The 23,282-nt window shown below is 66.8% G+C and carries 17 protein-coding genes and 3 pseudogenes; 12 read left to right on the top strand and 8 right to left on the bottom strand.

Annotation, left to right across the window (positions count from 1 at the left end):
* Window positions 1-262: 262 nt before the first annotated feature.
* The 5 genes and pseudogenes from J7E87_RS36565 to J7E87_RS24730 form a co-directional block, all read left to right on the top strand.
* A pseudogene (locus J7E87_RS36565) lies at window positions 263-662 on the top strand (AfsR/SARP family transcriptional regulator); the annotation flags it as partial.
* A gap of 572 nt (window positions 663-1,234) precedes the next feature.
* Complete coding sequence (locus tag J7E87_RS24745; RefSeq protein ID WP_215096720.1) at window positions 1,235-1,966, top strand: CAP domain-containing protein; 732 nt, start codon at window positions 1,235-1,237, stop codon at window positions 1,964-1,966.
* A 386-nt stretch (window positions 1,967-2,352) separates the two neighbouring features.
* Window positions 2,353-2,709, top strand: a complete 357-nt coding sequence (locus J7E87_RS24740; protein ID WP_215096719.1) for a YciI family protein — start codon at window positions 2,353-2,355, stop codon at window positions 2,707-2,709.
* A 1,060-nt stretch (window positions 2,710-3,769) separates the two neighbouring features.
* Window positions 3,770-4,666, top strand: coding sequence for an LPXTG cell wall anchor domain-containing protein (locus J7E87_RS24735; RefSeq protein WP_215096718.1), 897 nt, complete (start codon window positions 3,770-3,772; stop codon window positions 4,664-4,666).
* 10 nt (window positions 4,667-4,676) lie between these two features.
* The gene (locus J7E87_RS24730; protein ID WP_215096717.1) at window positions 4,677-6,539 is read left to right on the top strand and encodes a DUF4012 domain-containing protein; all 1,863 of its coding nucleotides are present in this window, start codon (window positions 4,677-4,679) and stop codon (window positions 6,537-6,539) included.
* A gap of 16 nt (window positions 6,540-6,555) precedes the next feature.
* On the opposite strand, the gene J7E87_RS24725 is transcribed toward J7E87_RS24730, so the two are convergent.
* The 5 genes and pseudogenes from J7E87_RS24725 to J7E87_RS36560 form a co-directional block, all read right to left on the bottom strand.
* A complete protein-coding gene (locus tag J7E87_RS24725; RefSeq protein ID WP_215096716.1) occupies window positions 6,556-7,119 on the bottom strand; it encodes a low molecular weight phosphatase family protein in 564 nt (187 codons plus the stop codon).
* A gap of 22 nt (window positions 7,120-7,141) precedes the next feature.
* On the bottom strand, window positions 7,142-8,095 hold the full coding sequence (locus J7E87_RS24720; RefSeq protein ID WP_215096715.1) for a bifunctional 2-polyprenyl-6-hydroxyphenol methylase/3-demethylubiquinol 3-O-methyltransferase UbiG: 954 nt from the start codon (window positions 8,093-8,095) through the stop codon (window positions 7,142-7,144).
* Between the two features lie 24 nt (window positions 8,096-8,119).
* On the bottom strand, window positions 8,120-9,448 hold the full coding sequence (locus J7E87_RS24715) for a hypothetical protein (RefSeq protein ID WP_215096714.1): 1,329 nt from the start codon (window positions 9,446-9,448) through the stop codon (window positions 8,120-8,122).
* 497 nt (window positions 9,449-9,945) lie between these two features.
* The gene (locus J7E87_RS24710; protein ID WP_308313065.1) at window positions 9,946-10,791 is read right to left on the bottom strand and encodes a class I SAM-dependent methyltransferase; all 846 of its coding nucleotides are present in this window, start codon (window positions 10,789-10,791) and stop codon (window positions 9,946-9,948) included.
* A pseudogene (locus J7E87_RS36560) lies at window positions 10,792-10,932 on the bottom strand (Trm112 family protein); the annotation flags it as partial.
* 207 nt (window positions 10,933-11,139) lie between these two features.
* Between J7E87_RS36560 and J7E87_RS24705 the strand changes: the two are divergent.
* The 4 genes and pseudogenes from J7E87_RS24705 to J7E87_RS24690 all read left to right on the top strand — a co-directional run.
* Window positions 11,140-11,302: pseudogene (locus J7E87_RS24705) on the top strand (IS701 family transposase); the annotation flags it as partial.
* 80 nt (window positions 11,303-11,382) lie between these two features.
* A complete protein-coding gene (asnB, locus tag J7E87_RS24700) occupies window positions 11,383-13,467 on the top strand; it encodes an asparagine synthase (glutamine-hydrolyzing) (RefSeq protein WP_308313064.1) in 2,085 nt (694 codons plus the stop codon).
* Window positions 13,460-14,776, top strand: a complete 1,317-nt coding sequence (locus tag J7E87_RS24695) for a lipopolysaccharide biosynthesis protein (RefSeq protein ID WP_215096710.1) — start codon at window positions 13,460-13,462, stop codon at window positions 14,774-14,776. The genes asnB and J7E87_RS24695 overlap by 8 nt, the downstream gene beginning before the upstream one ends.
* 155 nt (window positions 14,777-14,931) lie before the next feature.
* Window positions 14,932-16,131, top strand: coding sequence for a glycosyltransferase (locus J7E87_RS24690; protein WP_215096709.1), 1,200 nt, complete (start codon window positions 14,932-14,934; stop codon window positions 16,129-16,131).
* Window positions 16,132-16,263: 132 nt separating this feature from the next.
* Here J7E87_RS24690 and J7E87_RS24685 read toward each other — a convergent pair whose 3' ends face one another.
* A complete protein-coding gene (locus J7E87_RS24685) occupies window positions 16,264-17,184 on the bottom strand; it encodes a bifunctional 2-polyprenyl-6-hydroxyphenol methylase/3-demethylubiquinol 3-O-methyltransferase UbiG (protein ID WP_215096708.1) in 921 nt (306 codons plus the stop codon).
* A gap of 227 nt (window positions 17,185-17,411) precedes the next feature.
* On the opposite strand from J7E87_RS24685, the gene J7E87_RS24680 reads away from it, so the two are divergent.
* Window positions 17,412-18,620, top strand: a complete 1,209-nt coding sequence (locus J7E87_RS24680; RefSeq protein ID WP_215096707.1) for a glycosyltransferase — start codon at window positions 17,412-17,414, stop codon at window positions 18,618-18,620.
* On the top strand, window positions 18,617-19,585 hold the full coding sequence (locus J7E87_RS24675) for an NAD-dependent epimerase/dehydratase family protein (protein WP_215096706.1): 969 nt from the start codon (window positions 18,617-18,619) through the stop codon (window positions 19,583-19,585). Before J7E87_RS24680 ends, J7E87_RS24675 begins: the two co-directional genes overlap by 4 nt.
* Before the next feature lie 52 nt (window positions 19,586-19,637).
* Here the strand turns inward: J7E87_RS24675 and J7E87_RS24670 are convergent, their stop codons facing one another.
* A complete protein-coding gene (locus tag J7E87_RS24670) occupies window positions 19,638-20,672 on the bottom strand; it encodes an MraY family glycosyltransferase (protein WP_215096705.1) in 1,035 nt (344 codons plus the stop codon).
* The gene (locus J7E87_RS24665; RefSeq protein WP_251017952.1) at window positions 20,660-21,856 is read right to left on the bottom strand and encodes an NAD(P)-dependent oxidoreductase; all 1,197 of its coding nucleotides are present in this window, start codon (window positions 21,854-21,856) and stop codon (window positions 20,660-20,662) included. Before J7E87_RS24665 ends, J7E87_RS24670 begins: the two co-directional genes overlap by 13 nt.
* 151 nt (window positions 21,857-22,007) lie before the next feature.
* Here J7E87_RS24665 and J7E87_RS24660 point away from each other — a divergent pair, with 151 nt between their 5' ends.
* Entirely contained in the window at window positions 22,008-23,270 is a 1,263-nt protein-coding gene (locus tag J7E87_RS24660) for a nucleotide sugar dehydrogenase (protein WP_308313077.1), read from the top strand.
* Window positions 23,271-23,282 lie beyond the last annotated feature (12 nt).

The following is a 23,282-nucleotide window of genomic DNA, read 5'->3' as shown; positions in this document are numbered from 1 at the left end:
TCCATGGGTGGGGGGCCGTGCACCCCGTGGGACTCACGAGGCGGCTCAAGCGTGCAGTCATGTCCCTGTCAGGCATAGACCAAATAGGACAGGCATAGGTGGATTCCTGAAGCTTTCGGTCCCCCATGGCCTCGATTTGCCGAGACAGCCACAGAAGTTCAAGGAAAGGAAGTTTCAAGGAGCGTCAGACCGGTCCTGGTTGTCCGTCGGTCCGACTGCCGGCCCCGGCTCCCGCCGAAGGACAGCTGGCCAACCTTCCCTGGTGACCGCCGAGTTGACGCTGCTGTCACAGGTCTCCTACCGCGACCACGAGATCACCGCGCCCCGCCTGCGCGGCTGGCCGCCCTCCTCGTGAGCGAATTGCGCACAGGGTGCAGCACCGCGCTCCTGGTGGACGGTCTCTGCCGGACGAGCAACCGGAGAACCCGACCAAGGCGCTGCAGATCCTTGCCTCGCGCCCGGGCACGGCTCGGCGCCGACATGATCGCCGGCACCCCCACCGGCTACCGCCTCGCGTTGGGCGAGGAGCAGGTGGACAGCTCCGCCGTCCTTCTGTACGCCGCCGCGGGCGCGGAGCGCTCCTGGGCCGGAGACCACGCCGGGGCGCGCTCGTGCACGCCGAGGCGGGTCTTGCGCTGAGGGGCGCAGGACGCACCGCAGGGCCACCCTCGGCGCAGATCTCTGCCCCCGGCCCCCAGGGTGCGCGCCGGGGCAACGCGGACGGCGGCGCCGCGCCTTTTCTCCGCCACGACCCCCGGCCCCCGGCCCCTCACGAGCGGCGCCGTGATCTCGTCGCCGTCCAGGGAAATGAGGCGTGGTTCCGCCATCGACCTGTGACATCGACCACACGGACATTTCGCACTTAGGTCGCTGAATAGTAGATGGCACCTTGGCGACATAGTGAGATTTGTCCGTCTTGGTTCAGACATACCCTGCGCTGGGTTTGGGGGCATTCGATCCCCTCGGTGCTTTCGCCCGTTCATCGAGTTACCAAGGGTTCCTGACGGAGCATCAGCGCATTCCCGGAACTCCAGGACCCGGCCCAGCACGGCTCAGCGCCCGTTTCAAGAGCCGACCAGTACTACGAAGCGAGGTAGTACTGACGCTCTTTGCCCTGCCCTGACAGCGGTTCTAAGAATGGCGGCCGCAAGGCGTCTCCGCAGCTCAGACGCAGGACCTGCGCAGAGTCGGCCATAGCCGGGGGCGCTCCGCGATTTATCGAACGAGGTCACGCATGAGGAAGCACCGCAAGAAGACGCACTACCGGAAGATAACGATCGCCGCCGTCGCCCTTGGCGCCCTGGGTGTTCCCTCTGTCGCCATGGCCTGTGTCGACCCGCAGGAGAACGCGGGCACCCAGTCGCACAGCCGCCACTGGAAGAGGGCGAACTCCGAGCAGCGGTGGACGGGTGGCCCATGGGGACACAATCCGCGCGCGGGGGCGTCGAAGACGCCCGCTGCTCCGGCCGCCCCGAAGGCCACCCCGGCTCCGAGCGCACCCAAGACCAGCGCTCCGGCCGCGCCGAAGACCGCCGCCCCGGCCGCCCCGAAGGCGACCGCGGCTCCGAGCGCACCGAAGACGGCCGCTCCGGCAACCGCGGCCCGCGTATTGCAACTGGTCAACAGCGAGCGCAGCAAGGTCGGCTGCTCTGCGCTGGTCATGAACGCCAAGCTGACGAAGGCCGCTCAGGACCACAGCAAGGACATGGCATCCCATCGGAACATGTCCCACACGGGCTCCGACGGGTCGTCTCCGGGCGACCGGATCACGCGTGCCGGTTACAGCTGGAGCACCTACGGCGAGAACGTCGCCTATGGCTACGACACACCCGAGAGCGTCATGGCGGGCTGGATGGACAGCCCCGGCCACAAGCGCAACATCCTCAACTGTGCGTTCAAGGAGATCGGCATCGGTCTCGCGCAGCCCGACGATTACTGGACGCAGGACTTCGGAACGGCCCGCTAGAGGAAACAGGGAATCCGGGGCCACCACCTGCCCCGGCCCCACTCTGCGGGGACGGCGTGACCTGGGGCCCCGCGCTTTTCGGGCGGCCGTCGGCGGCCTGCGGCCGAGGCGCTACGAATCCCCATGTCCCGCACTGCCTGATCGGAGCCGGTGGCGTCGCCCGCGACGCCACCGGCCGGTCCGGGCAGGCGGACCTTTGGGCGGCGGCCCTGATCTCGTCGAGCAGCACGGCGTCGACCTGCTCTCCGACCTGGACCGGACCACTCCGGTTGCCGCCCCGAAAAATTCTCAGAAAAACTCCGCGGGAGCTGTCGATCCAGTCTGCTCCCGTTCGACGCATGGGTGACAGGCAGGGAAGGCTCTGCCGTCCCGACCGAGGAGTCACCATGCCGCGCTACCTGACGACGATCCGCATCGACGAGCAGAACGCCCCCACCGATGACCCGGGCCCCGAGTTCGAGGAGCGCATGGGTGCGCTGTTCGAGGAGATCACCAAGGCTGGAGTCATGCTGGAAACAGCCGCGCTCACCCCGACCTCCGAGGGCACCCGGGTGACCTGGTCCGGCGGCAAGGTCCGCTACACCGACGGGCCCTTCACCGAGAGCAAGGAAGTCATCGGCGGCTACTCCATCACCCAGGCCAGGGACAAGGCCGAGGCCCTGGAGTGGACCAAGCGATTCCTGCAGATCCACCCGGAGCACTGGACCGTCACCGCCGAGGTCCGCGAGATCGCCGAGGGCTGAACCCGGCGCCGATCTTGCCCCGCCCCCATGCGGCTGCGCCGCATGGGGGCGAGACGTGAGCATCGCTGCATGTGGGCGCCGCAGGCGCAGTCGACCGGCGCGGGGTGGGTAAGTGCCGGGAGGCGAAGCCGCCGACCTTCCAGCCCGGCGGGATGGACAGGTCCCCCTGGTAGGTGAGTTGATCGGGCTGTGCCCTCGTAGACCGACTTGGTTGCGTACTGCACGATCTCACCGTCGGCCGGCCGTACGGCCGGCCGCGGAACAGTGAGAAGTCGCTCCGTTCGTCCGGTTTGTTCGCCGCGCGCTCCGTGGACTCGGCAGAACGGCCGCACTCGGCGCATCGGACAGTCATACGGCGATGACGCCAAAGACGCCCAAAAGACAGACCCATGTCGCCAAGGTCATCGGCACGACCCGGTCCGAGGTCTCTCGCTTCGAGCGGGACGCGTCGAGGACGCTCGGATCCGGCTGCCACGCGACCGGCATCACCAGAGTCAGGCCGCAGTCGCGAGCGCTGAGGGCCACATGAGTGCAACCACTGCGCCGTCCTGCGGAGCACCAGGCGAGCCTGTTTGGCCCGAGCCGCCCACGTCTATGGATCCTGTTGCTTGATTTCGGTCAATGGCCTTGCTGTCCGATAAGTCGTGGCCCGGGAGTCGTCCGAATCGGGCAGTCGACGGTGGCACAAGGCCTGCGGCAGTGCCGATTGAAGCAAGGGAGTGATCAGCGCGATGTTGGTAGAGGTGGTGCAGACGGCGGAACTGTTCACCCACGCCATGGTGCGCCCTTCGAGCGCGCGAACACGGACCGAGTCGAACTCGCACTGGGGCCGGTCCACGTGGTCGTCCACACCGAGCTGCTCGAGGACAACGCGGTGGGGAATGCCACACCGGCGCGGCGGTTCAGTCGGTAAGGAAGCGCTGCAGCACATGCCGAAAGGAGCCGAAGACCGGCGGGAGTTGCCACCAGGCAATAGCCGGCCACGGAGCCACGGCCTGAACAGAAACATCCCACCACGAACGATCACTCATCAAGCGTCTTCCGAAGGAGCCCCGAACCGATGCCCAGACGTTCTAGACGGCGTGTCGCCATGGCCGTCGCCACCGCAAGCTTGATTGCAGCTGTTCCGCTGGTGGTCGCCGAGCCGGCGTTCGCACAGTACCCACCGGCCCCAACTATTCAGATCGACGACGTCTCCGTGCCCCCCGGTGACGACATCAACCACACCGCGACCGGCTTCCAGTCGGGCGAGGGCGTTCTCGCGCGCCTGTTCCCGGTGGGGGCCGTCGGCGCCGCCGGAGCCGCGGCTGCCCCCCTCACACAGTCCCGTGCGGTGGCCGGCCCCAAGCCGACAGCCACAGCGACGGCGACGGCCTCACCCTCGCATTGCCCCTCACCCGCCCCGACCAACGGGGGTCCCCGGCCCATCGTGGAGCTCGACACCTTCGTCGCCGACACCAACGGCAATGTGGCGGGAAGGGTCATCATCCCCCAGGGCACCCGACCGGGCGCCTACGACTTCCAGCTGGTCGGCCAGACGTCGGGACTGATTCTGTCCGCACGGGTGACCGTGCCCCTTGACGGCGACTGCGACGACGACCACGGCCGGCCCGGCGACGGCGACGGCGACGATGACCACGGCCGCCCCGGCGACGGTGACGGTGACGGAGACGATGACCACGGCCGACCCGGTGACGGCGATGGCGACGGCGACGGCGACCACGGCCGCCCCGGCGACGGTGACGGAGACGACGACCACGGCCGACCCGGCCACGGCAACGGCAACGGCAACGGCAACGGATCCTCCGGTCATGGCAACGGATCCTCGGGACTCGCGGACACCGGTTCCTCGGATGCAACGGTGGCGCTGCTCGCAGCGGCAGGTGGTCTGGTGCTTCTCGGTGGCGGGTCGCTGGTGATCACCAGGCGTCGGCGCACTCGCACTGAACGCGGCTGAGCAGCCAAAAATGCCGTGGACCATCCACAAACTCTCGGACAGCACCGTTCTGTCCCATCTCACCGGCCTGGTACGACGGAACCACCGTCGTACCAGGCCGTTGATGTGGGCGGCGGCGGGGCTTCTCATCGCCGTTCCGGGCTGGGTGCTCGTAACGGGCCTGTACGCCCGTAGCGAGCTGCTCGCGGCCCAGCACGACCTGGAAACGCTGCGGAACACGGTGACGGCACCCCCCTCTCCGGTCTCGACGGCTGGGGACGCCACGGATCGCGGGGCGGGCACCGAAGCAGCGGCCCGTTCCGCTGCGGCGCACGCGGCCCGGGCGCATCGGCTCACCACCGGACCCGCGTGGTACGTCGCCGCGCATCTGCCCCGCCTCGGAGACCCTCTCGAGACCGTTCGCGGTACGGCCAAAGCCGTCGACCGGCTGACCGGCGAGGTGCTGCCTGCCGTCGTACGCACCGTCGGCAACCTCACCAACGAAGCAGGCGCCGGTGGCGGTCACCTCAACCTGTCCGAACTGCGCAGGGCCGCCCCGCCTCTCGAGCAGGCCTCACACCAGGTGGCCGCAGCTCGCAGGGAGGCCCGCAAGTTGCCCCGCCGCACCTGGCTGCCCTCCGTGGACCGGGTCCGGGACCAACTCGTCAGCCGACTGGACCGGTTGGCGCCCGCTATGGGGGACGCCGCCACCGGCGCCCGGCTCCTGCCGCTGATGCTGGGGATGGACGGTCCGCGGCGTTTCCTCGTGGTGTTCCAGAACCCCGCAGAGTCGCGTGGAACCGGTGGAATGCCCGGTGCCTTCGCCATGCTGACAGCCGACCGGGGGGCGCTGGAGCTGACGCATTTCGGAAGCGACGCGGAGATGGTGGGCGCTCGCCCCGAGGTGGACCTCGGTTCCGAATTCGCCGCCATGTACGGACGTGGCGATGCGGTGAACACCTGGGCCAACTCCAACATGAGCCCGCACTTCCCCTACGCCGCGCGTATCTGGTCGGCCACCTGGCTCTACCAGAGCGGCGAGCGAGTCGACGGCGTACTCGCACTGGATCCGGCCGCGCTGGCCCGGCTACTCGCAGCCTCCGGCCCGGCGCTCACAGCCGACGGAACGGTCGTCAGCGCGGACAACGTGGTGGATCTCAGCGAGCGAACCAACTACGTGACGCACACGGACCAGGTCAAGCGCAAGGCCTATCTGCTGGACGTGGCCCGAGCCGCCGCCGGGCGCTTGCTGACCGCCGCCGAGGATCCCCAGCGGCGGCCCTCGCTGCTCCTCGGCCTGTACGAGTTGCTGGGCAACGGGCAGGTGACCGCCTGGAGCGCCCACGCGAAGGAGCAGCAGGAGCTGGAATCACGCCCGGTCGGCGGCTCCTTGCCGCGGCGTCCGGAGCCCTACGCCGGGCTGGTGGTCAACAATGCCGCCGGCACCAAGCTCGACTACTACCTCGACCGCACCCTGGACTGGTACCCCAGCCGCTGCACCGCCGACGGCCGCGAGGTCACCGTCAAGGCGGTCTTCTCCAACGGTGCACCGTCCGCAGGACTTCCCACCTACGTCACCGATCGTCTCGACAAGCCCCCCTACCCGACGCGTAAGGGGGACAATCGCCTGCTGGTCTCCTACTTCGCGACCGGCGGGGCAGATCTGGTCAAGGCTGCACTCGACGGGCGGCCCGCCCTCCTGACACCGGGTGTCGAGCGCGGCCATCCGGTGTACACGTTCGACGTCGAAGTGCCCGCGGGCAGCAGCCGGACGTTGACGCTGCACCTGCTGGAGCCCCCGACCGACCAAGGACCCATCGTCTTCCACCAGCGACTGCCACGCCCGCTGCGGGCCAGGGTGCACCCGTCCCCGGGCGGCTGCCCCGCAGCCTGAGCGAAGGCCCTGCCGGTCAGCCCAGCACTGCTGCCGCGATCCGTTCCACGGCTTCGGTGATACGGGCGGCGCACGCCCTTGCCTCTTGCTCGGACGCACCGTACGGATCGGCCAGGTCGTCGTCCCAGGATCCCCCTCCGCCCACTCCTCTACGTGCGGCGGCCCCTTTAGTCAGGGCCTCGGCCCGCTCTGCCGGGTCGGTCAGACCCGCCGCATCGTCCTCGTGCAGCAGCCGTGCGAACTCCCGCAGCGTGAAGGCGCGTCCGAGCCCATGCACCGGGCAGAGCCGTACCGCGGCTTCGCGGTGCTCTGTCGCGGCACCCAGAACCAGTGCCGCGCCGCTCACGAGGCCTGCGGTGAGGCTCCGGGCGGCGGCTCCGGCGGCATCCCCGCCCCGCTCGGTGAGGAGGGCGACGGCGACCGGGTCCATCGGTGCGTCGTTCACCGCGTCGGTTCCCGCGCTCGAGACCCGGAATCTGTCCCATGCCGAAGCCAGTCGGGAGGTCAGCAGGCGTTCTGCCAGTGGCGAGCGGTGCAGGTTTCCGGTGCAGACGACGAGCACGCGGAACGGTTCACGCACGCTTGAGCAGTGGATCACGGCCTCACCCACGACGGCGGAGCACCGCGAACATGGTGTGCCCGTACTCACCCCGGGGCGCAAAGCGGCCTTCGGCGGCCAAGCGCGCATGGCGACGTTCCGGCATGCGCACCCGGGCGGTGGCGCGGCCCGCCAACTGCGCCATCCATGGACCGGTCACGGGACGCAGCGCCGTCCGGACGGGTCGTTGACGTGCTGCTCTGGCGTGGGACAGGGAAGGCGGCTGGTACTCGACCAGGACGAGGTCCATGCCGAGGACTTCGGCCACGGCGGTGAACTGCCGGGGGCTCCATCTGGAAAGGTGATGCGGGGGGCAGTCGTTCGGCTCCAGGCCCTCACGGAACCGCTCACGGTTCGGCACGGAGAGGAGAACCTCACCGCCCGGCACCACGATCGCCGCCAGCGCGGAGAGAAAGCCGCGTACGTCCGCCACATGCTCCAGCACCTGGAAAGCGCAGACGACGTCCGCCCGGGTGGGACGAGCCAGGGCGTCGGCGCGGACGTCGTTCTCACTCACCTTGATGCCGGCCACACGCAGCAGGTCTGCGGCATGAGGGTTCTTCTCAAGCGCCTCGACGGAACTGCACCGGGGAAGTACGGAGCGCAGGAAGGCTCCTTCGCCCGAGCCCACTTCGACCACCCGCGCTCCGTCCGCGATCCTTCGTGCGGCTCGCTCGAACTCCCAGCGCCACTTCTCGTACCTGATCAAGCCTGTGAAGAGCTGGGAGTAAAAGCCGGAATCGCCTTCAAGCGCGGGGTCGAACCATTCCAGCTCGCAGCGCCCGCAACGGCGGAGGGCGACGGGTCCGTTCCCGTACTTCGCGATGACATCGTCCGAAAACGACGTGGCCCACTTCTCCGCGTATGCCCGCCATACATCGGAGAGGTGGATGTGAGAAAGCGTATCCGCGGAGGTCGAACCGCAGAGCGGGCAGGGATTCGGAGAAGAATCCAGCACCGGGCAATCCTTTCGGGAGCGTGTCTACGTACGGCGTTCACGAAATCGACGTGCCGCGCCCTGCCGGAGGCCGTGCACAAATGCCAGAGGAACAACCAGACCTATGACGCACACAGCCAGCCACTTGCTCCAGATCGTGGGAGTGAGGTGCGGGTTGTGTACGACGGCCACGGCGGCGATGCCGGCGAGCCACACATGGATCCGCATCATGGCCCTGGCCGGAGAGAGGGGGAGGTAGAGCACGACGAGAATGATCAGCACGCATTCAAGCAGGGAACGCTGCCGGTAAAAGGCTCCGCCGAAGGTCGCGATATATGCGGCGGCGTAGGCGGACATCCCCAGGACGGCGGCACGGCCGACCCCCGAGGTGTCCGCCCATGCCCTGCGCAACGCGGTGGGAGCAAGGGAAAGGGAGGCGATCCAGATGATGGTGCCCAGATAGAGCCAACGTTCCGGGACTGCGGTCTCCGGCCCGAACTCCCAGGGGAACGGCCCGAGCAGCAAGGTCACCAGGTACTGAGGATGATTCAGCAGGTTCTCTGAGCCGTATCCCCCGGTGAAGCCGAGACGGGTCCCGCCGCGGACCTCCAGACTGTCCACAAGACCGAAGAGCGTCGTCAGGCGAGGAAGAATGAAGAGGGCGGCGGCCCCTACTACGATCAGGGAACCCGCCAGGTACTCGCGGCGGAATCTCACCCGGGCGAGCAGAGCAACCCCGAGAAAGAGCGCTGCCGCAGGTCTCAGGTACAGACATGCGTGGATACTCAGCAGCGTGCTGACACAGGCAATCGAGAAGCGGGCACGCGTCTGTACGAGCAAGGACCACAGGACGAGGCTGGTGATCAGCCCGTCCTTCAGGCCCCAGGCATCCCACAGCAAGAGGGACGGACTCGCGCCCACCATCAGTCCGACGGCGGCGGCGCGCTTACGCCCCCGCCCGGACATGAGAGCCAGTCCGTACGCGGCGACCGCGCCGGTGGCCGCGAAAAGAGCCAGAACCGTCTTGGCGGCCAGCCACCCGCCACCGGTCAGAAGCCTGCACAGCGCCATGATCGCCGGGTAGCCCCACACCGCAGAACCGACCAGCCCTGAGAGACTGCGCGTTTCCAAGGGGCTCCCGTTGCGCCAGGCCACGGCAATCATGTCGCTGGCCGATTTATAGCCTTGGGCATCCGGAAAGAGCGCGTCACCGTTGGTCTGCGAGTGAACGACCAGGACAACACCGACGTGGAGAACTGCCGCTGCCGCGAATACCGCGAGAGCGCCCCAGAGCGAACCGGGCCGCGGGCTTTCAGACTTGGAGGGATGAGCGCCGGCTGGTGTCCTGAGCACAGTCGATGCGCGCATGGTCAACCGGCCTCTTTCGATCTGTGCGCGTGGCGCATACCGGCCCCGTGGACTGCGGCCCACTCTTTGCATGTAAGCACGACCCGAGTACGAAAGCCCCGGTAATGCGAGTCGACCATGGGCCATGAGATTACAGGAGGGAGAAGTTCCTGGGCCCGGCTGACGTTCTGTGTCGCGATATGAGATAACGCTCGATGAACTCGAACGGCGAGACGTGCTACCGAAGGCCTGAGAAATCTCCGGCTTTGTCGCGCAGTTGAAAGCGCTCGTCCTCTATTCAGTATTCCACGGGGCCCGGCGGCACGGAGGCAGCACTGGAAGGCCGGGCACCGGGCCTGCGCCGGTGAACTCGCGGACATGCCAGTGTGAGCCGTCTCCCCCGGTGCGACACTAAGCGGCCAAGGGTCAGTGCGCTGCTGCCGGGGAGAGGTGTGTCCAGCGTCCGATAGCGCGGTCAGAGGCCGCTGTCGATGGAACGCAAGGCTGATGTCCTGTCCGGCATTCTACTTCGTTCCACGGACGACATAGAGCCCGCGAATGCGTTCGATCTCGAATTCGCTCAGGCGAAGGTCCCTGCACCAGCGCTCGAGTCGGCGCCGCGGCTGGGGCCGCTCAAATTGAGGCGAGAGCCAGTCGAAGGTGTCCAGGATCGACCAGGTCCGCAAGGTTTCGGTGTCGGTCAACCCGAGGTGCTGATGATTAGCGACGGGAACCAGCCGGGTCAGATAGTCGCCCACCCGTGGGACTGCGCTGAGGAGCATGGAAACTGGCAGCAGTCGTGGCGTGATGGATTGGACAACGCTATAGAGCTTGCATGGAGGAATTCGCTTGGTGACGGGCCGCAGCAGTTGCCGTAGATGCGGATAGGCGACGATCGCCGCGTACACGTCGATGCAGAACTTTCCACCGGGACGCAGGTAACGGAAGATCGTCTTAAAGGCCCGCTCGACGTCAGGCGTGTGCTGGATGACCCCGAGGCAGACGAGGTAGTCGAACGACTCATCCACCAGGGGGAGGTCGTAAATGCTGGCCTGAAGCAGCCGCAGGTTGGCGAATCGGCCATTGGATGTGGCGTTGGCCTCCACCGCATTGGAGATGTCGAAGGAGGTTACGGCAGCCCCGGTCTGGCAGAGCACCTCGGTGAAGCGTCCGGCGCCGCTTCCGCACTCAAGAACTTCGCGGCCCTGAAGTTCATCAGCGGTCCAGCCGCTCTCCCGCAGTAGACGATCTCTGGATACGGGGAGCCCCACATAGGAGTCAAGCTGGGTAAGCCGATGCACATTCCATTGATACCCGAACGATTTCCCGTAGTTGTCCTCGGGAACGAATCGCGGGATCCCGTCACGCACCGGATAGGTCCGTCCACACCGTTCGCAGGTCAGTGTGGTCTCTCCGTGAAGCCGCGCACGGCAGTTCGGACACTGAAGCGTTTCGAACCAGCAACCGTCTCGGTTCTTCTCCGCGAGGCCGTCGGCCAATCTCCTGTGCATGCAGGACAAGCTAACTGATCGTTCGCTTTGGGCGGGCAAGGACTCGCGTGTCGTGTTTCCTGCCGCATATTATGCGACGAGTTAGGCATGCAGCCGACTCATGAGATCCACCAAAAGCATTTTCAGCGGTGCTTCTCCAGGATGAGTACGGCGGCTGTGGCTGACGCGAGCCAGTGGGGCCTGCACCGTGCCTTGCGGACCGCGAACGCTGCCCACGTCATGGCGACCCGCCGCAACGACACCGTGGTCACCGGTGTCAGCATCGACCACCGCGTCGATGAGTTGATCGCAGAACTGCCGCGGCAGAAGTGCAAGCGCCGCTCGTGCGGGGCCGGGGCTCACGGCCCGCGTGTGTATTGACTGGGCCCGCAGGACCAACCCGCCATCCGGGCCTCACCACCATGCCGACGGTGCTCGTCAGAAGAGGTCACCGGTTCAGAGCACACCGCGATGTTTCCCGAAGGGAAGGGGCAGGCGTTGCGCAGTCAGGCCCGGCTAAATGCCCGCATATGTGTGGTATGCATCTCGGAGGCTTTGCGGTCAGCCCGCGAGGCAGTGCACCGGCGAGTGGGAGCCGGCGATGTCGACGGACGGTGCAACACATGGGGAGCGTTTATGTGCGGTGTAGCTGGAATCGTGTCCACCAGCCCTCCCGATCCCGAACAGGTGCGCGTGATGTGCCGCCGCATCACCCATCGGGGGCCCGACGGAGAGGGCTACCACACCGACGCCCACGCGGCGCTGGGGATGCGGCGACTCGCCATCATCGATGTGGCCGGCGGAGACCAGCCCGTCTACAACGAGGACCGCACCGTCGCGGCAGTCTTCAACGGAGAGATCTACAACTTCATGGAGCTGCGCGCGCAACTGGTCGCGCGCGGGCACCGATTCGCCACCGACGGCGACACCGAGGTACTCGTCCACCTGTACGAGGAACACGGCGAGGACCTGGTCGCGCACTTGCGGGGCATGTTCGCCTTCGCGATCTGGGACATGGCACGGCGCCAGCTGCTGCTCGCACGGGACCGGGTGGGCAAGAAGCCGCTGTACTACCGGCAGTCCGGGACCTCACTTGCGTTCGCGTCGGAGTTGAAGGCTCTGATGGCCGACCCAGCGGTGTCCCGTGAGGTGGACCCGGTGGCTCTGCATCACTATCTGACCTACCAATACGTGCCGGCACCCTGGTCGATCTACAGCGCAGTCCGCAAGCTGCCTCCCGGGCACCTGCTGGTCTGGCAGGACGGGGAGGTGAGCCTGCGGCGCTACTGGAAGCTGGACTTCACGCCCCGGCCGGCGGGCGGCGAGCGGGAGGCGGCAGAGCAGGCAAGGGAGTTGCTGCTGGATGCAACACGGGTCCGGATGGTCAGCGAGCGTCCGCTGGGGGCGTTTCTGTCCGGCGGCATCGACTCCTCCGCGGTGGTGGCCGCCATGGCCCGGCTCAGTGATCGGCCCGTGAAGACGTTCTGCATCGGATTCGACGACCAGCGTTTCGACGAACGTACCTACGCGGCGACCGTGGCCCGCCGCTATGGAACCGACCACCATGAGTTTGTGGTGGCGGGTTCGTCCGCGCTGGAGGTTCTGCCCACTGTGGCCCGGCATTTCGACGAGCCGTTCGCCGACTCCTCGGCCATTCCCTGCTTCTTCGTGGCCGAACTGAGCCGCCAGCAGGTGACGGTGGTACTCAACGGCGACGGGGGCGACGAATGTTTCGGAGGCTATCGGCGCTACGCGTTCATGAAGAGAATGGGGCGGATGCAGCCCCCGAACGCGCTGCGTGGCGTGCTGAACCTTGTCGGCTCCGCGCTGGCGCAGGGGAATACCACCCCTCGGCTGCGCAGGGTCGGCAGGGGGTTGCGGCTCCTGGCTGAGACACCACAGCACCGCTACGCCAGTCTCATGTCCTACTTCACCCGCGAGGGCAAGGACGCTCTCTACACCGAGGCGCTGCACGAACAGGTGGCCAGTATTGACAGCTATGAGCTGATCAGGCAGGTGTTCGACACTTCCCGAGCCGACGAGGACGTCAACCGATTGATGGATGTCGACGTCAACACCTACTTGCCGGGGGACCTGCTCGTGAAGGTGGACATCACCACCATGGCTCACTCACTGGAGGCTCGTTCTCCGTTCCTGGACCACCATCTGATGGAGTGGGCCGCGGGCCTGCCCGGGCGGTGGAAGGTCGACGGCCGGGTGACCAAGGCGCTGTTGAAGAAGGCGATGATTCCCTGGCTGCCATCAGAGCTGCTCACCCGGCCAAAAGCCGGCTTCGGAGTGCCGCTGGCGGACTGGCTGCGCTGCGAACTGCGGCCGCTGGCCTACGATCTGCTGACCGACAACACCGCTCGCTCCCGCGGCCTGTTCCGGCCCGAAGTCGTGCGACAACTGCTGCAGGACCATGACGAGGGGCGCGACCGGTCCAATCAGCTGTGGTCCCTGCTGCAGTTCGAGCTATGGCAACGCACATGCGCAGAGCCTTCCTGGGACACCGCGACTGCCACTGCCCAACCCGCCCAGGGGTCCTGTGGCTGACACCGCGCGGCAAGTGCTGGGCATGCTGGGCAGCCGGGCCGCGTGCGTGGTGCTGTCCGTGTTCACCAGCGCTGTCATCGCCCGGTCGCTGGAGCCGGAGGGCCGAGGGGTCTACTACATGGCGGTCACGGTCGCCACGACCGCCACCATGCTGGGGCACCTGTCCGGGGAGCAGGCGCAGAGCGCGTTGTGGACCGACGCCGGGCGCCGGGAGGCGCTCGCCGGCAACAGCGTGCCGCTCGCCCTCGTGCTCGGAACTCTCAGCGGTCTGGCCGCAACAGCCCTGGTGGCCGTGATCGGCCCCGAAACTCTGGACCTGCCGGGGCAGTACCTGGTGATGGTGGCCTGCCTGAGCGTTCCGCTCAGCATCGCGTCGAACTACACCGCCAACATCGCGCTACTGCGGGGGCATGTGCGCGTGGCGAATCGGTCGATGCTGGCCGGCGGGCTCGCCCAATGCGCCGCTGTGGCCGCACTGTCGGCAGGTGAGCGGTTGAGCGTCGTGGCGGCGCTGATCGTCTGGGTCGCCGCCGGGAGTGTCCCGCTGCTGGTGTTCACCGCCGTGGGGGCGGCCTCGGGGCACCGCCGGGACCTGAAGCTGGCACGCGCCACGGTGGCGACTGGCGCCCGTTACCACCTTGGTCCCGCCTCGGTGTTCCTTCTGCTGAACGCCGACATCTACATGCTCAGTGCATTCGCCGGCGCGCGGGAGGTGGGCATCTACTCGCTCGCGGTCGGGCTGGCCGGGTACAGCCGCATGCTGGCGGATGTCGTCTCCCAGGTGATGCTCAAACGCCAGTTCAACGCAAGCGACACCGAATCCGCCGACGTCACCGTACGGATCACCCGTTACACGATCCTCCTGGCACTGGCCTCGGCGCTGGCCCTTACGCTGGCCGCCCCGGTGCTGGTTTCCGCCGTGTACGGCGCGGCGTACACCGATGCGGTGCCGCTCGTGATGCTGCTCGCTCCCGGCGTGATGGCTCTGGGGGCGAGCCGACTGCCGAGTGCCTACTTGCTGCGGTTGCGCCGCGCACGGCTGGTCGTCCTGCCGTCAGTGATCGCCCTGGCCGTCAACATCGCACTGAACGTGCTGCTGATTCCCGTGTGGGGCGCTGCCGGCTGTGCGCTTGCCTCCTCGCTGGCCTACGTACTGCTGGCCGCCTTTCAGACACGACTGTTCGCCAGGATGACGGGCATCCAGGCCCGGAAGCTTCTCCCCTCCCCCGCGGATCTGCTCGCGCTGCTCACCTCCGCGCGTCTCTGCGTTCCCGGCAAGCGCGCCGCGGCGTCTCTGCCGCCCGGATAGCCGCCACCGGCCAGCCGGACCGCCACCGCTGTGACCATTCACCCGGACGACCGCGCGTCGTGGTTGATATCGGTACAAAAACTGCTGAGAGCCTGGACAAGAAGGAAAGCACGCCTTGTCGTGCCTGAACTGCTGGCTGGATGGAGCTGACATCAGTGACTGGATGCCGCGAGACCAGGACCGTGCCGATCGCCGGGAGTGCCGTCGGCGATGCCGAGCTGTCCCGAGTCTGTCTGATGATCGGTCAACTTGGGTTGGGTGGTGCGGAGAAGCAGGTCGTGATGCTGGCGCGCGGTCTGGCGGCTCGAGGCATCGAGACCACCTTGCTCCTGCTGTACGAAGGAGGACCACGTGAGGCAGAGCTGTCCGGCTCCGGGGTGACGGCGGTCAGCCTGGGATACCGCGGAATCAACCGGCCATGGGTTCATCCTGTAGCCGCAGCAAAGGACGGCGCAGTCGGAGTGAGGGCGTTCACTCAGCTCGTGACACATCTGCGCCGCACGCGGGCGCAGGTCTTCCATGCCTACTTGTTCGACTGCTACATCGCGGCAGCTCCCGCGGCCCGCCTCGCACGGACTCCGGTGTGCGTGGCCGGGCGGCGCAGTCTGGGCACTTTCAAGGAAGGGCGCCGTGGGCTGCTGGCCATGGAGCGGGCCGCCACCGGTATGACCGACTTCGTCGTGGCGAACGCGCATGCCGTCGCCGAGGAGGCCCGGCGCCAGGAAGGTCTGCCACAGGGCAAGATCGCCGTGATTCACAACGGGATGGAGGAGCGGGACTTCCGGACGGCAACTCCCGCCGACCTGACCACGGACCTGCCGGTGGTGCTGTGCGTGGCGAACCTGCGGACCTACAAGGGCCACCAGTACCTGCTCGACGCCGTCGGCCGGATGCAGCAGAAGGGGCAGCGCTGCACCCTCGTGCTGATCGGGGAGGGTCCCGAGCGAAGCCCTCTGCAAAAGCAGGCCGACCGGCTGGGCATCGATGTACGCTTTCTGGGCCATCGCACCGATGTGCCCGCTTTTCTCGCTAGGGCGGACGTCGTCGTGCTGCCCTCCCTGGAGGAGGGGCTGAGCAACGCGGTCATGGAGGCCATGGCAGTCGGCCGGCCCGTGGTTGCCACCGCGGTGGGCGGAACACCGGAGTTGCTGCGCGAGCGGGGTGTGCTGGTGCCCCCGGCAGACACCGATGCTCTGGCGCAGGGCCTGCAATGGATGCTTACCGACCGCGCCGCCGCCGCACGACTGGGGAAGGCTGCCCGGCGGTGGGCTCTCGAGAACCTGAGCGCGGACACGATGGTGGAGCGGCACATCAGCCTCTACCAAGAACTCCTGGAGCGCAGATCCGTCAGGTAAGCGCGGGGAACAGCCGGAACGGAGCACCCCCGCGCCGGCATGCCCGGTACGGCCGGCCGCCGCCCTCTACTGACGTCGGCGGCGCCGGCCGGGCCCGGCAGCCCGGATCGGGCGCGGGCATCGTAACGCTGGTCAGGCCACCGCCGTCACGCTGCGTGCGGCGGCGGGTGGCGTCTGCGCGGTGTCCTGATCGGCGATCGAGGCGAAGACGTACTCGTTGCAGCCCAGGCCCCCTCCGCAGGTCTTGAGATGGCGCAGCTCCAGCCCATGGCGGCGGCCCACACGGAACACCTCTTCCGGAGCAGCGACTTCGAAGGGATAGCCTCCGACCCAGTCGATGAGGTCGTATCGGGCGGACATGCCGCGAGCACGTCGAGCCTGGCCGCCGACGGGACGTTGCCCCGTCATGGCCGACTTCAGCAGGGTGACCGCTCGTCGGGGAGCGTTCAGGTACATCCCACTCCCGGCGACCAGCAAACGCCGCGTCACCGGGCCGGAGGAGTTGTACGTGCGCTTGACATGTGTCCACGCGCGGCTGCGCAGACCCTGATCGTTGTAAATGGACACGTACAACAACCCGCCGGGGGCGACCAGTCGGCAGGCGGTGTCGAAGGCCTCCCACAGAGCGCCCGTGTGGTGCAGCACTCCCCAGGAGTAGACGACGTCGAACCGTCCGAGGCGGGAGATCTGGGAGGAATCCAGCACCGAACCCTGCTCCACACACCAGTCGCTGTCGGGCTCGTACCGGTTGCGTAGTTGCCTGGTGGTCACCACAGCGTCGGGATCGTAGTCGAAGGAGTGCACCTTCGCACCGAGTTGGAGTGCGGCCAGCGAGAACAGGCCGCTGCCGCAGCCGATGTCCAAGAACGTGCGCCCGGCGAGGTCGCCGGTTCCCAAGGCCGCCACGAGGGACTCTCGAGCGGCAGCGATACGGTCCTCGTCGACCAGCCTGCTGAACTTCTGCCAGTTGCGGCCGAAGGCGAAGCGCTTGCCTTGCTCTACCTCGCTGGAGCAGTCGATCACCTCATGGTCTCCTTCCTCCTGGGAGCGCATGTACCGCGGATTCCCCGGCAAACGTGCGTACTGACGCGGTATATCAGACGCCGGCCGGGATGAGCGTCGACGCTGCGGCGGTGGAGGCAAGAATCGACCGAATACCGGGCTCTCGGCGATCCTTCCACGGCCCCTCGAAATATTTCCGAGAGGCTTGTCCAAAGCAGCGGACACATACTTCGCGCCCTTGACAGATACCGGAGTGTGTTCGGCTTAATATCTGGCACATGTCGACCGCCATGTACCGAACCAGGGGTTTCGGCATCCCACGCCTGCGCGTGATGCGAGTGATCACGCGAATGAATATCGGTGGTCCAGCTGTGCAGGTCTCGGCCCTCTTGCGGGGGCTGGATCCTGAGCGATTCGACCATCACCTGATTTCCGGACTTGTGGGTTCGGATGAGGCTGACTATCTGGATCAGCGGGCACCCGACCTGCCGGTCCACCGGCTCGCTGGGCTGGGAAGGGCTGTGCGGCCCACGGATGATGTGCGCAGCCTTTTCGAACTGACGGCAGCCATGCGCCGGTTCCGGCCGCATATCGTCCACACACACACAGCGAAAGCGGGCGCACTGGGGCGGGCGGCTGCCGTACTGGCGCGTGTCCCCTCACGGGTGCACACCTTTCACGGCCATCTCCTGCACGGCTATTTCTCCCCGGCGAAGACTCGGCTCCTGGTGCAGACCGAGCGCAGACTGGCAGGCCTCACCGATCGGTTGGTTGCCGTGGGCAGCCAGGTGCGGGACGACCTCCTCGCCGCCGGCATCGGAAAGGCGGACCAATACACGGTCACGCCGCCCGGCACCAAGCTTCCAGCCGCACCGGAGCCCGCCGAGGCCCGGCGCCGGCTCGGAATCCCGCAGGGCGGTCCCGTGGTTGCCTATGTGGGTCGGATTACCGCAATCAAGCGCCCCGACCGATTTCTCGCCGTGGCCCGAGAGGTGCGCCGTGCCGTGCCCGCAGCGCAATTCGTGATGTGTGGAGCCGGCGACTTCCAGCCGGACCCGGAGGCAGTCACCGAGCTCGGTGACTCGCTGCACCTGCTGGGCTGGCGCGCAGACGTGGAGACGGTGTACGCGGCGGCCGACCTGGTACTGCTGACCTCGGACAACGAAGGCATGCCCGTCAGTCTGATCGAGGCCGGCCTGTCGGGGCTGCCGGCGGTGGCCACCGACGTCGGCAGCGTCGCCGAGGTCGTACAAGACCGTACGACGGGGCTCCTGGCAGGACTGTCGTCGGATCAACTCGCTCGCCACACGGTGACGCTTCTGCGCGACGGGAAACTGCGCCGGGAGATGGGGGCACGAGCGCGTACGTTCACCACCCAGCGCTTCGGCGAGGAACGTCTGGTGGCCGGCACGCAGGCTCTCTACACCTCCATCGCCGTCACCCGCGGCTGGTGGACCGCACCCCGTTCGAAAGGTGAGCACTGTTGAACGTCCTTGTTACCGGAGGCGCCGGGTTCATCGGCGCCAACCTTTGCCAAGAGCTCGCATCGCGTCCGGCGGTGGGCAAGGTCATCGCTCTGGACGACCTGAGCACAGGTTCCGCAGCCAACCTGGCGGGGACCGACGTGGAGCTGATCGAGGGCAGCATTCTCGATCCGGACCTCCTCGAAAGCGTCGTCGCCAAAGCGGACGCCGTCGTCCACCTCGCGGCCCGCCCGTCCGTGCCGCGCTCCCTGGCGGACCCCGTCGCCAGCCACAACGTCAACGCTACGGGGACGGTGTACGTCCTGGAGGCATGCCGTCACAGACACGTTCCGGTGGTCGCCGCCTCGTCCTCCTCGGTCTACGGCGCCGTTTCCGTACTTCCGAAACATGAGGAGCTGCCGACCCAGCCACTGAGCCCCTATGCCGCGAGCAAACTCGCCACCGAGTCCTATGTCCTGGCCTACGGCGCCTCGTTCGACCTGCGGGTTCTGGCGTTCCGGTTCTTCAACGTCTACGGGCCGTTGCAGTCGGCCGGCCATGCCTACGCCGCCGTGATCCCGGCCTTCATCGATGCGCTGCTGCGCGGCAGGCCCTTGAGGATTTTCGGCGACGGACTGCAGACGCGGGACTTCACCTATGTCGGCACCGTCGTCAGGGTGCTGGCCGACGCGGTCCTGCGCAAGGTCACCTACCCAAGTCCGGTGAACCTGGCCTTCGGTACGCGGGTGCCTCTCATCGACCTGGCCCAGCAGCTCGAGGAAATCGTCGGGTCTCCGGCCGACATCCGGCACGAGGAGGCAAGGGCGGGAGACGTCCGCCACTCCCAGGCCGCGGACGGTCTGCTGCGCGGGCTCTTCCCCGATGTCGCCCAGGTGTCGCTGCCGCGTGGACTGGCCGAGACGGTGCGCTGGTTCCGCACGCTCCCCGAGTACGAGGCGCTGCCCCCGGCCCAGTCGCTCGCGGTGTAAGTGGGCTGACGACAGGCCTGAGGGGAGCCACGGCGACGCGCCGTGGCTCCCCTCAGGCCTGTCCGTCCGCTCTTACGGTGTAGACCGGGACTCTCAGAAGCAGGCCCCAGGCAACTACGGTCACCGTGACAACCGTGACCAGCACGGCGCTTTCCGGGACAGCCTTGAACATGACGAGTACTGCTGTCAGGCACGTCATGGCAGCGAAGCCTCCGATGACGACGGTGATCTGACGAACAGTCAGTCCGAGCCGCCGGAGCCGGTGGGCGATGTGATCCCTGCCGCCCTGCAGTACGGGCCTGCCCTCCCTGCGACGGGCGACCATGACCAGGCCGGTGTCCGCGGTGACGACCAGGGTGATGAGGAAAAAGCTGGTGTACCCGGAAAGGGCGGCGTTGTCCCTGTGCAGAGCCACAGTGGCGGACGACACCAGAAAGCCCACGAAAAGTGAGCCCGCGTCACCGAGAAAGATCCGCGCCGGATGCCAGTTGTGGAAGAGGAAGCCCGCGCAAGCCCCCGCCAACGCAGCCATGACCGAGGCGGTGCCGACCATACCGACGGAGAGAGCGGCGCAGCAGAGGAATCCGGCGGTGATCGCGGTCACCGTGGATACCACCCCGTCCATGTTGTCCAGCAGGTTGAACGCGTTGGTGGTGAAGAGGATCCACGCGACGGCGAGTACCACGTCGAGCCAGGTACCGAAGAACACGGGATGGCCGCACCACAGAACCACCACCAGGGCCGCCGCGGCCTCGACACAGAGACGAAATCGGATGCTGAGCTGACGCAGATCGTCGGTGAGGCCGAGCACGGCGATGAGCGCGGCGCATGTGAGCACGACGCCGACCGTGGCGTCGTGCTCCTTCGCGACGAGTGTCACCACACCCGCGGAGACCAGGGTGGCAATCGCGACCGCGATGCCGCCGAGATAAGGCGTGGGGTGGACATGGACTCTGCGTGCGTTCGGCTGGTCGGTGTACCCGCGCCTCAGAGCAAGGCGCCGCAGTGGTTCGGTCAGCAGTGCCGCGATGAAGAGAGCTCCCAGCCCCGCTACTGCCGACACCAGCCACGGGCTCAGACCGGACATGGACCCGCCAGCACGGTCTGACCGGTGGAACTGTCGGTGTCTCCCTTGGCCTGGCCTTCAGCGACAAGCCCGAGTACCTGCCGGCTCACCTCACTTCGGGCGTCCGCGACGGCGTCCGCCAGTACATCGTCGAGGTTCCGGTGCGGCTGCCAGCCGGTGAAGGCCCTCAGTTTCGTGGTGTCGGGGACCCGACGCTCCATGTCTTCGAACCCCGGTCCGTAGGCCTCGCTGTAGGAGAGACGGTTCACGGACGAAGTGCTCTCGGCGCAGGCGATGATCCGCTCCGCCAGATCGAGGATGCTGATCTCCTCGTCGCTTCCGATGTTGAAGGTCTCACCCACGGCATCCGGAAGGTCGATCAGCGACAAGAGCGCCTCGACCACATCCGCGACATGGAGGAAGCAGCGGCTCTGCTCCCCGGTGCCGTAGACCGTGAGGGGTTCTCCCCGGACTGCCTGACGGGCGAATCTCGGGATGACCATGCCGTAGGCGGGGCTCTGCCGAGGGCCGACGGTGTTGAAGAACCGCACGATGGTGGACCGCAGTCCGTACTCCCGGCGGTACAGCTCGGCGAGGATCTCGTCGACCGCCTTGGCGGTGCTGTAGGACCAACGTGGGATTGAGGGACTGCCCAGGATGCGGTCGGAGGTCTCGCTCAGCGGTCCGGAGGAATTCTTTCCGTAGATCTCCGATGTGCTGGCCAGGATTACTCGTCGGCCATAGCGGTGAGCGGATCCGATGACAGTTTCGGTGCCTTTGGTGTTGATGGTGAACGAATTCAGCGGCTGTTCGACGATGAGTTTCACGCCTACGGCCGCCGCCAGGTGCATCACAGAATCACAGTCACGCACCAACTCGTCGACGAGCGATGCATCCAGTACGGAGCCGTGGACGAATTTGAAGTTATCCTGCCCGCGCGCACCTGCAAGGTTCTCCATTCGTCCGGTGCTGAGGTCATCGAGTACAACAACCGGCTCACCACGGGCCAGCAGTGCATCGACGAGATGGGAGCCGATGAAGCCGGCTCCTCCGGTGACCAGGTACTTCGGACGTTCCATCACGCCGTCACTCCATTTTTGCCGGTGGGGAGTTGCCGGTGGGGACGTTGCCGGGGGCATGTGCACCGGCAACGCATGTCCACGATAGCCGTGGATACCGCAAATAGAATGAATGGAATCCTGCAATTAGGCCGTTCGCGGCCCCTCAGCGGCCGACATGGCTCCATTCGCCTGATGATTTTCACTCAAGAGACGGACAGGAAGCCGCGTCGAGCGAGTGCCAGGCATATTCCTCCGAAACATTCTGCTTGGCAAGCAGAGAGGAGTCACCGTGTCGGTGACAACAAAGAAGGTCGTAGTGGTCGGCCAAGGGTATGTGGGGCTACCACTCGCGGTTCGTGTGGTGGAAGCCGGGCACAACGTCGTGGGTCTCGATGTGGACGAGATGCGCGTCAAGCGTCTGGCCGCCGGCGAGTCGTTCGCCGAGGACGTGACGTCCCATCGACTACTGGCAGCCCTCAACTCGGGCCGCTATTCCCTGAGTACCGATTATGCCGATGCCGCGGACTTCGATGTCTGCGTCATCACGGTGCCGACCCCCCTGAAGGACGGCGTCCCCGACCTGAGTTTCGTGGAGACCGCCGCACAGGCAGTCGCCCAGCAACTCCGGCCGAACGCCACGGTGATCCTCGAGTCCACCACGTATCCGTGCACAACCGAGCACGTGGTGTCCCCGATCCTGGAGGCAGGCAGCGGGCTCCGGGCAGGCGAGGACTTCTTCCTTGGATACAGCCCGGAACGAATTGATCCGGGAAACCCGACGTGGCGACTGGAGAACACCCCCAAGGTGGTCTCCGGTTTGAACGACGTCTCCCTGCGGCATGTCGAGCAGTTCTACGACGACGTCGTGGACCGTACTGTCCCGGTGAGTTCACCACGCACGGCCGAGCTGACCAAGCTTTTGGAGAACACCTTCCGCCATGTCAACATCGCCCTCGTCAACGAACTTGCGATGTTCTGCAAACCACTCGACATCGACATCTGGGAAGTGATCGACGCGGCGGCGAGCAAGCCGTTCGGCTTCATGCGCTTTCTGCCCGGGCCCGGCGTCGGAGGGCATTGCTTGCCCATCGATCCCTCCTATCTCTCGTGGCAGGTCAAGCAGACGCTTCGGCATGACTTCCGCTTCGTGACACTGGCCAACGACATCAACAGCCATATGCCCGACCATGTGGTACTGCGCGTTGCCAGAGGGCTCAACGCCCGTCGTAAGCCGGTCAACGGCAGTCAGATCCTGGTCCTCGGGCTCGCCTACAAGAGGAATGCCGGCGACATCCGGGAATCCCCTGCCGTCGCCGTGGCTCTCGGACTGAGGCAACTGGGCGCTCACGTCCTCGCGGTGGAGCCGCACGTCGACCCTTCGCGACTGCCCGAGGACATCCTGTGCGTCGAACTCACCGAGGAACAGGTCGCGGCTTCCGACGCCGTCGTCATCGCCACTGACCACGACGTATTCGATTACGCATTGGTGGAACGGACCGCCCGCTATGTGTTCGACGCCTGCAATCGCTGCACCGCGGAAACCGTTGAGCGCCTCTGAAAGAAACGCCCG

It is taken from the genome of Streptomyces sp. ISL-1, assembly GCF_018614585.1.
GTDB classification, from domain to species: Bacteria; Actinomycetota; Actinomycetes; order Streptomycetales; family Streptomycetaceae; genus Streptomyces; species Streptomyces maoxianensis.
This window is presented reverse-complemented; position numbering and strand designations above follow the sequence as displayed.

What these genes read in the sequence shown, in the direction of transcription:
- J7E87_RS24745 (WP_215096720.1), top strand. Translation starts at nt 1,235, where the DNA reads ATGAGGAAGCACCGCAAGAAGACGCACTACCGGAAGATAACGATCGCC.
- J7E87_RS24740 (WP_215096719.1), top strand. Translation starts at nt 2,353, where the DNA reads ATGCCGCGCTACCTGACGACGATCCGCATCGACGAGCAGAACGCCCCC.
- J7E87_RS24735 (WP_215096718.1), top strand. Translation starts at nt 3,770, where the DNA reads ATGCCCAGACGTTCTAGACGGCGTGTCGCCATGGCCGTCGCCACCGCA.
- J7E87_RS24730 (WP_215096717.1), top strand. Translation starts at nt 4,677, where the DNA reads ATGCCGTGGACCATCCACAAACTCTCGGACAGCACCGTTCTGTCCCAT.
- asnB (WP_308313064.1), top strand. Translation starts at nt 11,383, where the DNA reads ATGTTTCCCGAAGGGAAGGGGCAGGCGTTGCGCAGTCAGGCCCGGCTA.
- J7E87_RS24685 (WP_215096708.1), bottom strand. Translation starts at nt 17,184, where the DNA reads ATGCGCTCCCAGGAGGAAGGAGACCATGAGGTGATCGACTGCTCCAGC.
- J7E87_RS24680 (WP_215096707.1), top strand. Translation starts at nt 17,412, where the DNA reads ATGTCGACCGCCATGTACCGAACCAGGGGTTTCGGCATCCCACGCCTG.
- J7E87_RS24670 (WP_215096705.1), bottom strand. Translation starts at nt 20,672, where the DNA reads ATGTCCGGTCTGAGCCCGTGGCTGGTGTCGGCAGTAGCGGGGCTGGGA.